The following is a 15,477-nucleotide window of genomic DNA, read 5'->3' as shown; positions in this document are numbered from 1 at the left end:
CCCACCACCGAGGAGGAAGCGATGGAACAGTACGAGCTGGACGCGCTCCAGGCCGTCACCACCAGGGAGCCGAGGGACTACCGACAGATCTCGGTGGCTCCGCTCACCCCCGTCATCGGGGCCGAGGTCTCCGGTGTGGACCTGTCCCGACTCACCGACGACCAACTGGCCGAGATCAAAACCGCGTTCCTCGACCACCATGTCCTGGTCTTCCGGGACCAGGACCTCTCCGTGGACGATCACAAGTCCTTCGCCTCGTACTTCGGTGAGCTGCGTCCGGTCAACCCTCCCCCGCCCGAGGGCGACCCGTACGTCCTGGAAATCCGGACCAGCACGGCCGCGGCGAACGTCGCGGGCAACGCCTGGCACGCCGACGGCACCGCCGATCTGGAGCCCTCCCTCGGCTCGATGCTCTACATCACCGAGATACCAGAGGGCGGCAGCGGCGGCGACACCCTGTTCGCCAACATGCACCTGGCCTACGAGATGCTGTCACCCACGATGCGCGGCCTGCTGGTCGGCCTGACCGCAGTGCACGACGGCGCGCAGAGCTTCAAGGGCTACGCCATCCCGCCGAACTACGAGGTCCCGGTCAGCGAACACCCGCTGATCGTGCGCCACCCCGAGACAGACCGGCCGATCCTCTACGTCAACCAGGCGTACGTGGCCCGCATCCCGCAGCTGTCCGCCGACGAGAGCCGGGCCGTCCTGGACATGCTGTTCACCACCGTGGCACAGCGCCCGCTGCTGACCTGCCGGGTCCGCTGGACCCCAGGGTCCCTGGTCTTCTGGGACAACCGCTGCGTCCAGCACCACGCGACGTACGACTACTACCCCCACACGCGCTACGGCCGGCGCGTCGCCATCAACGGCGGCCGCCTCAAGAGCTGACAGGCCATCAGGACGCCCCGGTGTGGTGGTCCAGCAGGCGGATGAGCAGTCCCGCGAGCTGGTCGTGTTCGGCCGGCTCAGCGGCGCGAGCAGTTCGTCGTGAAGGTCATCCCGGACCCGGTCGAGGCAGCGCAGGGGCCCGGTCGAGCCGGAAGCCGTCCTTGTGGTCGGTGCGCATCCGTCCGCCGACCGCATCGGATGCCTCCAGCAGCGTGACGCGCTGTCCGGCGCGCGACAGGTCCATCGCGCAGGCGCGGCCGGCGAGACCGGCACCGATGATCACGGTGTCGGATGCCGCGGGAGGACAGCCAACGCCGCAGCTAGACGCCGCGCGCGAGCAGCACTGATACAGATCGTCAACTGATCGGCTCTCACGGGGCTGGTCGCTGCGCCGGTCCTGCATAGGGTTTCAAGGAGGCGGCAGTGCGGCATTCGCGCACTCCGTCCACTGCCGCGCCGAGTGCTCAGGCGCATCCACGAGAGAAGGAAACACACCCATGCGCGCCCTTGTGGTCGATCACGGCGAGACCGGCCCCGTCCGCTTCGCCGATGTCGATGAGCCCGTGCCGTCCAGCGACGAGGCATTGGTCGAGATACGGCACATCGGTCTCAACTTCGGAGAGCTGAATTACGTGCGCCAGTGGCCGGCCGGCGCTGTGCACGGTCACGACGCGGCCGGCGTCGTGGTGCGCGCCGCATCCGACGGCTCGGGGCCACCCGAAGGTACGCGCGTCGCGCTGGGGATGACTTCCCACGCCTGGGCGGAGCGGGTGGCAGTCAGCCCCGCCTCGCTCGGCATCGTCCCCGAGGGCGTGGATCTGGCCGACGGTGCCGCACTGGGGATCGCCGGAGTCACCGCGCTGCGGGTGCTGCGCAAGCGTTCCCTGCTGGCGCGCGACGTCCTGATCACCGGCGCCAGCGGGGGCGTGGGGCATTTCGCCGTCCAGTTGGCGGCGCTGGCGGGCGCCCGGGTGACGGCACTGGTGGGTTCGCCGGACCGGGCCGCCGGGCTCCGCGAACTCGGGGCCGACAAGGTCCTGACCGACCTGGCCGAGACCGAGTGCCGGTTCGACCTCGTCCTGGACACGGTCGGTGGGCCGCTGGTGGCCCAGGCATGGAGTTCCCTCGCCGAGGGCGGCACCATCCACGTGGTCGGTTACTCCTCGGGGCAGGACACCACGTTCCCGTCAGGGGTCCTGTTCGGCTTCGGCGAACCCCGCAGCATCGCCACCTACGGCGACATGACGCCGACCAGCGGGGAGCTGACGGACCTGCTGAGGCTCATGGCCGCCGGGAGGCTCTCGGCACCGGTCGGACTGCGAGGCGACTGGCAGGACGTGAACGACGCCGTCCAGGCACTGTTCGCGCGGAAGGTGCACGGAAAGATCGTGCTTGACGTGGTCTGACGCCCGTCATGGTCCGACCCCCGTCGACGAGAATGGAACGATGGACGTACTCACGGAGGCCTTGCGTGTAGCGGGTGCGCGAGGGGCACTCGGGGTCGTGCTGAAGGCCGGAGGAACCTGGGGCCTGTGGCTGGACTCCTCTCCGGGAGCGGCACTGCACGTGGTGTCCCGCGGCACGATGTGGCTCCACGTCCCGGGCGAGAAACCCCTGGAGATGCAGGCAGGAGACGCCGTCCTGCTGCCGCCGGGCACCGCCCACGGGATAGCCGACGGGTCCAGTACGACGATGAGTCCCTGTGACCGGAAAGCGACGGACCAGGCCCTCACCGACGGCAGCCCCCTCCACCTGGGCTCGACGCCGGCGCAGACGGAGGTGCTCGTCCTGCGCTATGAGCAGGACCCGGAGGTGAGCACGCCGGTGCTCACCTCCCTCCCTCGGCCGATGCACGTCACGAGCCGGGAGAACACACAGCTCACAAAGACCGTCGAGCTGCTCACGGCGGAGCTCGCGCAGCCGCAGATCGGCACCACCGCCGCCGTCAACAGCATCGTCGACCTTCTGCTCATCCAGTTCGTACGCGTCTGGCTGGCCCGCCACCCGGAGGAGCAGTCCGGCTCATGGCTGGGCGCGATGCGTGATCCGGTCGTACGTGACGCCCTGGCATGTGTCCACGCCCGGCCGGAACACCCCTGGACCACCGAGTCCCTGGCGGCCGCGACAGCGGTCTCCCGCACGACGCTGTCCAGGCGCTTCCGGTCCGCGCTCGGACAGACGCCGGGCGCATACGTGACGCAGTGGCGCATGGACCTGGCGTCCGTCCGGCTCCGCGACACCGACGAGCCGGTCGAGTCGATCTCCGGCGCGGTCGGCTACGCCTCGCCGCACGCTTTCAGCCGTGCCTTCCGACGTGCCCGAGGCATGCCCCCGGGCGAGTACCGTTCCCGACTTCGCCGGCGCGAAGAAGGGGCAGAGCCCGTCGCCCGCCACCGTCATGCGGATGCTCCGCGAGCATGACGAGCAGGCCGCCCCAGCGGCCAGCACGTGATCATCCGGCTGCTTTGCGGCTGGTGTCTGAACTCTCTGTGAAGTGCCCTTTCTCCACTGCCGTGTTGAGCACCTCGCTGAACGCAGCTCGCTTGCGACGTCGTTACGGGCTGTCGCGGAAGACGGCCGCGAACCGGGTGGTGCGGATGCGTGTTCCGTCCAGGGCCGGTCGGCACCGTTCTCATGCCTGCGGAGCGGTCTGCGGCCGCCAGATCCATGGCGTGGTGTCGGGTGACATTCCCATAACCGACAAGGGGCCTCCGTGCGGGGCCAGGAGTGAGGGTGTGCCCACGGTGACCGGGCGGCCCGGGGCGGTCATTGGACGGGCGTCGACGGCAGTCCCGAACTGGATCTGGGCCTGGCCACCGTCGTCCAGGCCGAGCAGTAAAGGCACGGTCCTTCCTCCGCCGGGTTCTGTGGCTACATGTGCGGTGACGGGCTCGTAGCCGGTGAAGTGTGGCAGCGGAGTTCCAGCCGCGTGGGCCGAGGGACCGTATGTGTACGGCGTTGCCGCGGCCGGGGTGCGGTAGATGAGAGCGATGTGTCCGTCCGGTTCGAGCGCCGCGGCCGGCGCGCCGGCCGGGACCTGCGAGCCCGTACGCGGGCGAGCGGTGACCGGTCCGCCCGGCCGGTCCTGGGCCCAGTGGTGCACGGCGTCATGTCCGGCGGCGTAGACATGAATCCGTCCCGTCGTATCGAGGACGACGGTCAGTCCGTCCTGGACCTGTCCTCCGCCAAGGTGGTGCCAGGGGCCCCACCGGCCGGAGGCCTTTCGGATGCGTGTGGCCAGGTCCTGGGCGGCCGTGCGGGCGAAGAGGTGGACGCGGTGATCCGGGGTGGCCACGGCCACCGGGCAGCCGACCCGCCGTCCCCGCTCGGCGTCGGTGTCAGGAGTACCGAGCCGTCGCCAGGGCCCGAAGGTCCCGTCCGGCTCATGTTGCTCCAGGACGACGATCTCCCGTGTATCGGCACGGCCTTGGCCGTCAAGGGCGGAGAAGCGGAGCCCGAAGAGCAGGTGGCGTGCGGCCGCGTCGACCACCGCGGACAGGGTCGGCGCCAGCGGTCCGCCCCCGAGGTTCTGCGGGGTCCCGAAGTGCCCGCTGCCAAGCGCGGTCTCCCGCCAGCGGACGGCCTGGGTGCCGAGCACTCCGTAGGCGACGATCCGGCCTGCGTGGTCGGTGGCCGGCACGGCCAGCGGTCCCGGATAGCGCGGATGAGTGCTGCGGGCCCAGCCCTTGCGACTGGTGAGGGCGTGGGCGCCGCCCTGGCTGTAGTCGCCGCAGCCGGCGGGGTCGTGGCACTCCCACCCCGGGCCGCCCCCGTACGCCGCGATATAGCGAACCTTCCGCGCGAGGACGGTGGGCGGGAGGTTGTGCGGCCAACGTTGGTTGTAGTAGCCGCGGAAGGCCACAGTGGCGAAGCGCGGGGCGTGCCCGTCGCGCCGGTTGGAGTCGGCCACCCACTGGGACAACGCCTTCCAGGTGAACAGGGCCGTCGGGGTGTGGTCGCGGTGATCGGAAAAGTGCGGCTGGTCGCTGCCCTTCGGGTGGCTCGCGTCGTGCACCTGGTAGTCGGGATCGGGATCCATGGTGTGGACGACGGTGGGTCGGAAGCGGTCCATGAGCCGGGCAAGCACGTCGACCAGGGTCCGGTGGTCGTAGGCGTACACCAGGGAGACCGGGGAGTCGGTCGCCTCCACGGTGCGCATGACCGCGCCCGGGGTGTCCCACAGGGCGGGCAGGCGCACACCCCTGTCACCGCGCATGGCGATGTTGAGGAAGATCAGCCGCGCCCGGCGATCGCCCGCCGCGAGCCCGTCCGTCTCCGCTCTTACTCCGTGCGGCAGGGCCAGGACCGTGCGCTGCCAGAGGGTGAAGCGGTCCAGGCCGAGCATCTCTGCGTACGCCTGTCGCATGCCTTGTTGCCGGGCGCCGGAGTAGCCCGGCTTGTCGGTGGCCACCGGGGCGAGCTGATGAGGCACGCGGTTGCGGCCTGAGGACTCCCCTGCCGTGACCACGACGGTGACCACCGGCACCCCCGCGGACAGCAGTTGGCTGCACTGGGGGTTCATGAAGAACAGGTCGTCGTCGGGGTGGGCGATGACTTGAAGCAGCAAGCCCTTCCCCGCCGCGGCAAAGGAACCGGTCGCGTACGGGTCGACGGCGTGGACCGGCGCCACCGGGGCACCGGAACGCCCGCCGGGGCCGCACCCGGCGACCGTGGCGCCGGCGAGAGCACCGAGGCCGCTTGCGAGCACTTGTCGACGTGTCACCACATACGACGGCCCCGGCTTCGCCCCGTCATCCACCATGACCCCACACCCTCACCTGCCGCCGCGCGGCGCTCATCGGCCCCCAGAAGCGATTCCGCATCACAAAGAGGTGTCACCAGACAAGAATGCAAAACAAGTGACTCCCGGAACGGGGAACTTACCCATTTCTCATGAGTTCTTCGGGCCTGTCGGGCGCAGGGGTCCAGTCGGCATCCTGCTGGCGGGCGCGCGCATTTCCGGAATTTATTGCCCAGCGTGCGATCAGGAACGAGAAGGGCGTGGCGAGTACACCTGCTACCAGCGCCGTGATGTCCTTCCCCATTCCCAAGGAGTGCACACCCAGGAAGAGGAGCGCACCGCTGAACACCATATTGACGAGGCCCGACAGCGGGAAGCGGAAGAAGGCATGCCAGGTCGGCCTCGTACGGCAGGTGAGATAGGTATTCAGCAGGAATGAACCGAGGATACTGACCGCGAAGCCGATGCCGTGAGCGAAAAGGTATGGGATCCAACGGTTGAGCGAGACGTACACACCCATGTATACGGCGGTGTTGACGATTCCGATCGACGCGAAGACGAGGAACTGCCGCCGGGCGCGCAGGCCAGCGCGTCCGGGAACCGGGACCTTCGGCCGCGCGGCCGGGTCCACCAGGGGAGGTGGACTGCTTCCGGCGGCGGGAACGGTGCGCGCCCAGTGTGCGTTCTCGTCGGTCTCGCGCACCACGTAGAGCGGGCGGCGTTTCGTCTCCCCGTAGATGCGGCCGACGTATTCACCGATGACCCCGAGTGTCGCGAGCTGGATGCCCCCCAAGGCCACGATGGCGATCAACAGGGTGGCGAAGCCCGGCACTTCCACCCCGTGTACGACGACTTCTGCGGCGATCCAGAGTGCGTACGCGAACGCCGTGAACGCGAGGGTGAGTCCGACGTAGATGACCAGACGCAGTGGGCGGCTGTTGAAGGAGATGAGGCCGTCGATACCGTAGTTGAGGAGGCTCCGGCCGCCCCATTTCGAGCGCCCGGCGACGCGGTTGACGTTGTGATAGCTGAAACTGACAGTGTCGAAGCCGATCCAGGAAAAGATCCCCTTGGAAAACCGGTTGGCTTCCGGCAGAGCGAGCACCGCGTCGACGGCCCTGCGCGACAGGAGCCTGAAGTCGCCCTCCCCGTCGATGACATCGACATCCATGCACCGGCCCATGGAGCGGTAGTACGCCGAACTGACGGCCTTGCGCAGCATGCCCTCGCCCGAGCGGTCACGGCGGGCAACAACCTGATCGTATCCGTGGTGCCGCAGTTCCAGCATGCGGTGCAGAAGTCCGGGCGGATGCTGCAGGTCGGCGTCCATGAGGGCCACGGCGGCGCCGCGTGACATGCGCAGTCCCGCGAGCATGGCCGCTTCCTTGCCGAAATTCCGGCTGAAGGACAGGTAGCGCACGCGCTGGTCCGCAGCGGCGAGGGCACGCAGCTGGACACGGGTCGTGTCGCGGCTTCCGTCATCGACGTAACAGATCTCGAAAGATCGCTGCGTCTCTTCAAGGACCGACGTCAGCGCACAGTGAAAGGTATTGATCACTTCTTCCTCGTTGAAACACGGCACAACGACCGAGATCTGACACTCGTCCATTCGCCCCCCTGCGGGTGTGAGTGCGACCTTGCCGACCGCGACCGCCACGATTCCGTATTTTCTTAAGGGCACTTCAAGACGACGGTAAGAAAATGCTGTGCGTCGACGTGAGATCTGTACGCACGAGGACGCCAGGGGAGAGACTTTTCCTTCATCGGATCGCTGGAGAAGGGGAGCAGCCTGTGGTGCAAGCGCCGGAAAAGGCTGTCCAGGGCCAGCGCGCCGGAGAAATTCCGGATACCCGTGCGATGTGGCGGCGGGCCCCCGCGTGGCTGGGGCTCCTTTCGCTCCTGCCGCTCGCCGTGTTCGCCTTCGCGGTGTGGAACGCCCGGTGGGTGCGTCCCGGCGGAGACGACTGGTGTTTCCTGCCGGTGGTGCGCGACGGCGGACTCTCCGCGATGGTGGGGAAGTTCTACCTCCACGACAACGGACGCCTCGTCAACGCGGTGCTGGTGTGGTCCTACGCGCGGTTCGGCGATGCGGGCCAGCAATGGTTCGCACCCGTCAGCGGCGTGCTCGTACTCGCGCTCCTGTGGGCCCTGGTCACCACCGTGCTGCACGCGGCACGCAGCACAACTCCGCGGGGAGTCCCGCTCCTGGTGGCGTCCATGGTGACCGCCTTGTTCCTGTTCGGCTCGCCCAACACGTACAAGACGTTCTACTGGCCGGCCGCCTCCGTCTCGCACACCCTGCCCCCGGTGTTCGCCTGCGCCGCCGCCGTCCCCGTCCTGCGCGCGACATCTCGGCGGGCGAAGATCCTGGCCCTGCTCACCGTCGTCGTCACAGGAGTATCCCTGGGTCTCCTCTCGGAGGAGACCAGCATCGTCGCCTCGGTCGCCCTGGCGTGCGCGCTGCTGGTGAGCGGCCGTGCCTTCCCGGGAACACGTCGTCGCTTTCTCCGCGTGTGCTGCGCCGCCGGAATCGCGAGCATCGTCATCGGCGGCGTGTTCCTCTACACTTCGCCAGGCTCGCTGCACCGGCGGGAGAGGAAGCACGCGTCGACGATGCTCACCCCCGACTCGCTCCTCGCCTCCTTGCACGGGTTCGGCGAGATCACCTCCCAACTTCTGGCCACCTGGCCGTACTTGGGAGCCATCGCGGTGGGGGTCAGCCTCGGCCTGCTGAGCCGCTTCCCCCAAAGCCGTCCCGCTCCCGGCCGGACGGACGCCCTTGTGGCCGGGGCGGGCATCTGCGTCCTGCTCGTCTCCGGCTATCTCTGCACGGTGATCACCTACCCCGTCTTCGGGGAGACGGTGGTGACGTCGACGCGGCTGTGGAACGACTATCTGCTGCTCTACATCCTGCTCCTCGTGTACGTCGGCACCCTCACCGGCCGCGCCTTGCGGGGCCGAGTCCGACGCACCGGACCGGCCCTGGTCTGCGGGGCCGTGGTGTGCGCCGCCGTCTGTATCGCCCTCACCGTGTCACTCGGGGGCCTCGGATCCGACATGATCACCCATGCCCACGGCTGGGATCGTCAGAATCGCTGGATGCGGAGTCAGGCCGCGGCCGGCATCCAGGCCCTGCCGTACAAACCGCTGCCGCTCAGCAAGATGACCGAACCGTTCCGCCACGGCGGGCGCGCGAAGTGGCCCGCCTCCTGCATCGCCGACTACTACCAGGTGCAGCGCATCACTCAGGCTTCCGAGCTGCCCTGATCAGTGGGCTCTTTCAGCGGTGCCGCTCGTGAGTGAAGACGGCAGCGGCGACTGACGACAGCCGGGGGCACGGTCGGCGACAAGGGCGATCACGGCGGCGGTGCAGGCGTGGGCAGTGTCGACAGGGACCTGGGTGAACGTGTCGTGGCGGTGTAGGTCCATCGGGTCGACAGGGCAGGTTGGTGCGGCGGGAGATTGCCGCGGCGATCACCCTCGCGGGCAACGATGAGCGTGGTGAGCCTTCCCCTTGATCGTGGACACCTGGAGACTGGGGCCCGGACGCCCCAGCGGCGTCCTCGCTCACGCCGGCCCGCGGGATGAACAACAGCAGCGCGAGCGCCGTCCTGTTGACCACGGCGCTACCCGACGTCCTGACCGGTGCCTGCTGTTCCGGAACTGACCACCGATCCGACGGGGACAAGCAGGGTGAACGCGGTGGGCGCCGTGCCCGCCAGGAGGAGTCGGCCGCCGAGGCCGAGGGCCAGGTCGCGGGCGAGGGCCAGGCCGATGCCCGTCCCGGAACCGCCGCGGGTGTGCCCGCGCTCGAACAGTGCGGCCGGATCGCCGCTCAGCGTGCCCTCGTCGGTGACGTCGACGGCGAGGGCGTCATCGAGATCACGCACCGTGACCCGGACGGTGCCGCGCCCGTGAACGCGGGCGTTGTCGAGCAGAACTCCGAGGATCTCGGCCACCGGGCCGCCCGCGACGGCGAGGCCGGTCGACGCAGCGCCGCGCGCGTCGGTCTCCAGGCGTCGGCCGTCTTGGGCGAACCGGCCGTGCCAGTGCTGTGCCACGTCCTCCAGCACGTGGCACACCGCCCGGTCCGGGACCGCCGCGCGGCTCACAGTGGGCGCGTGGGCCAGGCGCAGCACCTCATCGACGGTGTCATTCAGGCGACGGGTGGCGGTGAGCGCCTCGTGCAGGGCAGGGCGTGGGTCGTCGTCGGCGAGTCCGGCCTCCAGGGTGAGTTGCAGGCCGGTCAGCGGAGTACGCAGCTGGTGGGAGGCGTTGGCAGTGAAGTCCCTTTCGCGGCGCAGGAGTTCGGTGAGGCTGTGCAACATGTCGTTGTGGGTGCGGGCCACTTGGTCAACCTCGGCGATGGCGCTGAGGGCGGCCCGCGCCGTGAGATCTCCGGCTTTGACGGCGCGGCAGTGCCGGGACAGGCCCTCCAGCGGGGCCGCGAGGAGCCGCGCCTGGCGGCGGGCCACCCCGATCGCAACAGCCAGGGCGAGCGCGCCGACGCCGAGCAGCACCGCCCAGACGGCCAGGACCCGGTCGCGTACCGCGGCGGCCGGCGAGGCCGCCCGCACCACACCGATGACGCGCTCGGCGTGCGACACCGGCACGGCCACCACGAGGTCGCCGCCTGTGCGGGAGCGGACGGCCTCGGCAGCCAGGGCCTGCCGGACGGGGGCGCCGCCGCTCGCGGGACCGTCCCCGGCGCGCAGCCGCAGGCGCGGGTCGTACAGGCCGAGCCGTCCACCGGCCGGAGCAGTGGGAAGTTCGACGGGGTCTCCGGCGGTGTAGTCGGGGCTGACGTGGACGGCCGCGCCCAGGGCCGCCCGCTCCAGGGCATCGCGCTGATCGGCGTAGAGCGAGGATCGGATGACCAGGGCCAGGGGCACCACCAGGAGGACCAGGGCGACCAGAACGGCCGTCACGGCCACCCGCACCATGCGCTGTCTCATGCCCTCATGATGGGTCGCGGGATCCGGCCCGCCGCAGTCGCGGCACACGGTTTTGCCGTCGTCTAACCCTCGTCGGGCCGGGCGTTGACCGGGCCGCACCTAGCGTCGATGACATGACCGACCCGTCACCTCGATGCCTGGGAGGGCAGTGGTCATGACTCAGCTACGTACGTCCGCGGTCGCCGCGACACTGTTCGTCGCGCTGGCGGCGGCCGGGTGCTCGGGATCGAGCGGCGGCGGGCACAGCACCTCACCCGCGCCCTCGCACACCGGTGGCAGCACGGGCGTGCCCTCACCCACGGGCAACTCCGCGGCGCCCACCGAGTCGAACCCGCCCGGCGACATCCCCGACAACCAGGCATTCGTCGCCTACCGGCCCGCCGGCGGCGCTGTCACCCACTTCACGGTGAAGGTGCCCGAGGGCTGGGCTCGCACCCAGCACGGCGCGACGACACGGTTCACGGACAAGCTGAACACGGTCCGCATCACCACGGCCACCGTCTCCGCCGCCCCCACGCCCGGCTCGGTGACGAAAACGACCGTTACTCAACTCCGCACCCAGGTGGCGAACTTCACCCGACCGCAGGTGTCCGAGGTGTCCCGGCACGCCGGGCGCGTCGTACGGCTCACCTACCAGGGCGACTCGGCCAAGGACCCGGTGACCGGCAAGGTGATCCGCGACGCTTTCGAGCGGTACGCGTTCTACCGGCAGGGCCATGAAGTGGACCTGATCCTGTCCGGGCCGGTCAACGCGGACAACGTCGACCCCTGGCGCATCGTCAGCGACTCCTTCACCTGGCGATGAACGTCGTGTCCCCGCAGCCGTACGACGAGACCCTCCGCGCCCGCGAGCTGTACCGCTTCTTCAGAGCGGGCGAGGAGGAGACGCTCGCGCTGCGCGGCGTCTCCCTGTCGGCGCGGCGCGGTGAGACCGTAGCCGTGGTCGGCCCCTCGGGTGCCGGGAAGTCGACACTCCTGGGCTGTCTGGCGGGCCTTGACGAACCCTCCGGCGGCGAGGTGCGGGTGGCGGGCGTCCGGCTCAGCCACCGGCCCGAGACGGAGCGGGCCAGGCTGCGGGCCCGCCACATCGGCGTCCTGCTGCAAAGCGGCAACCTGCTGGCCCACCTCACGGTGCGCGACAACATTCGCCTCGCGCAGCGCGCCGTACCCGGGCGGCCCGCGGTGTCCGCCCGCGACCTGCTGGACGGGGTGGGGCTCGGCCGCAGGGCAGGCGCACTGGCCCGGCAGTTGTCCGGCGGAGAACTGGCCCGGGCGGGCCTGGCCGTCGCGCTCGCCAACTCCCCCGCCCTCCTGCTGGCCGACGAGCCGACCGGTGAACTCGACGGCAGCACAGAGCAGTTGGTCCTGGACATGCTGCGCGATCACGCCCAGCGCGGCTGCGCCGTCGTGATCGTGACGCACAGCCCGCAGGCCGTACGCGTCGCGGACCGGGTGGTCGCACTGGACGACGGCCGGGTCACCGCCCCGGCGGGGCGGGAGGTGCGCGATGCGCGCCCGTGAACCGCTCGTGGTCTGCACCGATGCGGCGCTCAGCTTCGGCCGGGGGTCCGGCGCCGTGGTGGCGGTGCACGGCGCGAACCTGCGCCTGCGCCGTGGCGAGCAGCTCGCGATCGTCGGGCCGTCGGGTTCGGGCAAGTCGTCGCTGCTGCATCTGCTGGCCGGCCTGGAGCGCCCCACCAGCGGCACAGTGACCTGGCCGGGGCTGCCCGGGCCGGTCGGCATCGGGCTGGTCTTCCAGGCCGACAGCCTGATCCCCGCCCTCGACGTCCTCGAGAACGCCGCGCTGCCCCTCGTCCTCACCGGCCACACCCAGGCGATGGCCAGGGCCGCGGCCGGCCGTGCGCTGGCGCTCGTCGACGGCGCCGAACTGGCGCACCGGTTGCCGGAGGAGATCTCCGGCGGACAGGCCCAACGGGTCGCCGTCGCCCGGGTGCTGGCCCAGTCGCCCGGGCTGATCCTGGCCGACGAACCCACCGGCCGTCTCGACCACGCCACCGGCGGCCGGGTCCTTGACGCGCTGCTCGCCACCGCCCATCGGACAGGGGCGGCCCTGGTCGTGACCACCCACGACCCGGCCGTCGCCGCCCGCCTCAGCATGCGGCGCACCATGCACAACGGCCGTCTGCTGAAGGCCGATGACAGCTGAGGAGCCACCACCGAAGCGAGCAGTCGGCTGCCGCATCCGGCCCTCTACAAGGGCCCAACCCCCTGAGGGAGACGTCATGTTCACCGCATGGGCGAGCGGCCTCGCCCGCCACCGCACCGGACGCCTGCTGACCGCCATGGCGGGGATCGCCCTCGCGGTCGCTCTCATCGCCTCCCTCGGTTCGTTCCTCACCGCTTCAAAAGCCACGATGACCCAGCGGGCCGTGCGCTCGGTCGCCGTCGACTGGCAGGTCGAGGTCCAGCCCGGCGCCAACCCGGCCACTGCGCTGTCCCTGGTGCGCGCCTCGCCCGGCATCCGGACGGCGGTGCCGGTCGGGTTCGCACGGACCACCGGCTTCTCGGCCCGCGTCCACGGCAGCACCCAGACCACCGGGCCCGGCATGGCCCTTGGCCTGCCCGACGGCTACCGCCGCCTGTTCCCGGACGCGATCCGCACCCTGTCCGGTCGCACCGACGGCGTCCTGCTCGCCCAGCAGACCGCCGCCAACCTGCACGTGGCCCCCGGCGACACCCTCAGCGTGCAGCTCCCCGGCACCGGGCCCGCCCCGGTCAAGGTGGCCGGAATCGTCGACCTGCCACAGGCCGACTCGCTGTTCCAGAAGGCCGGCGCACCCGCACAGTCGCAGCCGACCGCACCGCCCGACAACGTCGTGCTGCTACCGGCCACCGACTTCGCCCGCCTGACGCGGCACGCCACCGGCGTCACCGAGCAGATCCACGTGGCCCGCGACGCCCGCTTGCCCGCCGACCCGGCCGCCGCCTTCACCACGGTCACCCGCGCCGCCCGCCACCTGGAAGCCGCATCCACCGGTGGCGCGCTGGTCGGTGACAACGTCGGTGCCGCCCTTGACGCAGCCCGCCAGGACGCTCTGTACGCGCAAGTGCTCTTCCTCTTCCTCGGCCTGCCGGGCGCCGTGCTTGCCGCCGCGCTCACCGCCGCCGTCGCCTCGGCCGGCACGGCACGGCGCCGCCGGGAGCAGGGACTGCTGCGCCTGCGCGGGCTGCGGCCCCGGCAGATTGTCGCGTTGAGCGCCCTGGAGGCGGCCCTCATCGGCGGCATCGGCTCCCTCACCGGGCTCGGAGCAGCCGCACTCAGCGGTCGAGTTGTCTTCGGCAGTGTCTCGTTCGGAGCGAGGGCAGGCAGTTGGGTCGGCTGGTACGGACTGGCATTCGCCCTCGGTGTGGCCGTGGCGGCGGTCGCCGTGCTCGTACCGGCCGTGCGTGATCTACGGGCGGTGACCATCGCCGACACCCGCAAAACGGTCCGGCCCGCCCGCTCCCCGTGGTGGGCGCGCTGCGGTCTCGACGTGCTGCTGCTGACCGGCTCGTGGCTGGTCTTCCGCGCCTCGTCCGGAAACCAGTACGCCCTGGTCCTGGCTCCCGAGGGCGTGCCGAGCATCTCGGTCTCGTACTGGGCCTTCCTCGGCCCGGCACTGCTGTGGGTCGGCAGCGCGCTGCTGCTGTGGCGCCTGATCCTGCTCGCCTTCTCCCACGGCCGCCCCCTGCTGACCTGGCTCGCCCGGCCACTGACCGGCCCGCTTGCCACCACCGCGGCCGCGATCATCGCCCGCAATGCCCGTCCGCTCGCCCGCTCGGTGGTGCTGCTGGCTCTCGCCGTGTCGTTCGCCGTCTCGACGGCCACCTTCAACGCCACGTACCGACAACAGGCCGACGTCGACGCACGCCTGACCAACGGCGCCGACGTCACGGTCACCGAACCCCCGGGCACCCGCGTCCCACCGACCGCAGGCGACTCGTTGAAGATCCCCGGCGTACGCCATGTCGAGCCGCTCCAGCACCGGTTCGCCTACGTCGGCTCCGACCTCCAGGACCTGTACGGAGTCCGCCCCGACACCATCGCGGGGGCGACCTCACTGCAGGACGCCTACTTCTCCGGCGGCAGCACCCGCACCCTGATGCACCGGCTCGCGCAGCGCCCCGACGCCCTGCTGGTCAGCGCGGAAACCGTGAGCGACTTCCAGCTCACCCCGGGAGACACCGTCAACCTGCGCGTCCAGGACGCCCGCAGCAAGGCCCTGCGCACGGTGCCCTTCCACTACGCGGGCATCGTCAAGGAGTTCCCCACCGCGCCCAAGGACAGCTTCTTCGTCGCCAACGCCTCCTACGTCACCCGGGCGACCGGCAGCGACACGGTCGGCGCGTTCCTCCTCGACACCGGCGGCCACCACCAACGCGGCATCGCCGCCCTCCTGCGCGACCACCTGGGCACCAGCGCCACGGTCACCGACCTCACCCAGACCCGCGGCGCCGTCGGCACCAGCCTCACCTCTGTCGACCTCGCCGGACTCACCCGCATCGAGCTCTCCTACGCGGTACTCCTGGCTGCCGGAGCGGGCGGACTCGTCCTCGCCCTCGGACTGGCCGAGCGCCGGCGCACCTTCGCCATCGCCACCGTCCTCGGCGCGCCCCGGCGCCGCCTGCGCGGCATGGTGCTGACCGAGGCCGCCCTGCTGGCCGGGGCCGGGCTCGCCGGCGGCGCGCTCATCGGCGGTGCTCTCGCCCGGATGCTGGTGAAAGTCCTGACCGGCGTCTTCGACCCTCCGCCCGCGACGCTGTCGGTCCCCGCCGCGTACCTGACTCTCACCGTCGGCGCAGCCGCAGCCGCCGTCCTCGCCGCCGCGCTCAACGGCGTCCGGCGCACCACACGCCCCGCGGTCGAAGAGCTGCGCGACCTGTGACCAC

General features: G+C 70.7%; 11 protein-coding genes and 1 pseudogene. 8 read left to right on the top strand and 4 right to left on the bottom strand.

From position 1 onward, the window contains the following. The first annotated feature begins 21 nt into the window (after positions 1–21). A complete protein-coding gene (locus tag ACWFRJ_RS03775; RefSeq protein ID WP_453524563.1) occupies positions 22–891 on the top strand; it encodes a TauD/TfdA dioxygenase family protein in 870 nt (289 codons plus the stop codon). 139 nt (positions 892–1,030) lie between these two features. Here the strand turns inward: ACWFRJ_RS03775 and ACWFRJ_RS03770 are convergent. Beyond that, positions 1,031–1,174, bottom strand: a pseudogene (locus ACWFRJ_RS03770) (FAD-dependent oxidoreductase); the annotation flags it as partial. Positions 1,175–1,388: 214 nt separating this feature from the next. Between ACWFRJ_RS03770 and ACWFRJ_RS03765 the strand changes: the two are divergent. Next, the gene (locus ACWFRJ_RS03765) at positions 1,389–2,297 is read left to right on the top strand and encodes a zinc-binding dehydrogenase (protein WP_453524562.1); all 909 of its coding nucleotides are present in this window, start codon (positions 1,389–1,391) and stop codon (positions 2,295–2,297) included. 40 nt (positions 2,298–2,337) lie between these two features. Next, entirely contained in the window at positions 2,338–3,312 is a 975-nt protein-coding gene (locus ACWFRJ_RS03760; protein WP_453524561.1) for a cupin domain-containing protein, read from the top strand. Between the two features lie 211 nt (positions 3,313–3,523). On the opposite strand, the gene ACWFRJ_RS03755 is transcribed toward ACWFRJ_RS03760, so the two are convergent. Together ACWFRJ_RS03755 and ACWFRJ_RS03750 are read right to left on the bottom strand one after the other, a co-directional pair. Continuing rightward, complete coding sequence (locus ACWFRJ_RS03755; protein ID WP_453524560.1) at positions 3,524–5,653, bottom strand: PIG-L family deacetylase; 2,130 nt, start codon at positions 5,651–5,653, stop codon at positions 3,524–3,526. Between the two features lie 118 nt (positions 5,654–5,771). Beyond that, positions 5,772–7,241, bottom strand: coding sequence for a glycosyltransferase (locus ACWFRJ_RS03750; protein WP_453525059.1), 1,470 nt, complete (start codon positions 7,239–7,241; stop codon positions 5,772–5,774). A gap of 185 nt (positions 7,242–7,426) precedes the next feature. On the opposite strand from ACWFRJ_RS03750, the gene ACWFRJ_RS03745 reads away from it, so the two are divergent. Further along, entirely contained in the window at positions 7,427–8,899 is a 1,473-nt protein-coding gene (locus ACWFRJ_RS03745; protein ID WP_453524559.1) for a DUF6056 family protein, read from the top strand. A 359-nt stretch (positions 8,900–9,258) separates the two neighbouring features. On the opposite strand, the gene ACWFRJ_RS03740 is transcribed toward ACWFRJ_RS03745, so the two are convergent. Further along, entirely contained in the window at positions 9,259–10,587 is a 1,329-nt protein-coding gene (locus tag ACWFRJ_RS03740) for a histidine kinase dimerization/phospho-acceptor domain-containing protein (protein WP_453524558.1), read from the bottom strand. Positions 10,588–10,741: 154 nt separating this feature from the next. Here ACWFRJ_RS03740 and ACWFRJ_RS03735 point away from each other — a divergent pair, with 154 nt between their 5' ends. The 4 genes from ACWFRJ_RS03735 to ACWFRJ_RS03720 all read left to right on the top strand — a co-directional run bounded on the left by ACWFRJ_RS03735 (position 10,742) and on the right by ACWFRJ_RS03720 (position 15,473). Next, positions 10,742–11,392, top strand: coding sequence for a hypothetical protein (locus ACWFRJ_RS03735; protein WP_453524557.1), 651 nt, complete (start codon positions 10,742–10,744; stop codon positions 11,390–11,392). Further along, a complete protein-coding gene (locus ACWFRJ_RS03730; protein ID WP_453524556.1) occupies positions 11,389–12,108 on the top strand; it encodes an ABC transporter ATP-binding protein in 720 nt (239 codons plus the stop codon). Before ACWFRJ_RS03735 ends, ACWFRJ_RS03730 begins: the two co-directional genes overlap by 4 nt. Further along, on the top strand, positions 12,095–12,754 hold the full coding sequence (locus tag ACWFRJ_RS03725) for an ABC transporter ATP-binding protein (RefSeq protein WP_453524555.1): 660 nt from the start codon (positions 12,095–12,097) through the stop codon (positions 12,752–12,754). The genes ACWFRJ_RS03730 and ACWFRJ_RS03725 overlap by 14 nt, the downstream gene beginning before the upstream one ends. A gap of 76 nt (positions 12,755–12,830) precedes the next feature. After that, positions 12,831–15,473 carry an FtsX-like permease family protein gene (locus ACWFRJ_RS03720; protein ID WP_453524554.1) on the top strand — a complete coding sequence of 881 codons (2,643 nt, stop codon included), beginning with the start codon at positions 12,831–12,833 and terminating at the stop codon, positions 15,471–15,473. Positions 15,474–15,477 lie beyond the last annotated feature (4 nt).

Source organism: Streptomyces sp. NPDC055239, assembly GCF_053606205.1.
This window is presented reverse-complemented; position numbering and strand designations above follow the sequence as displayed.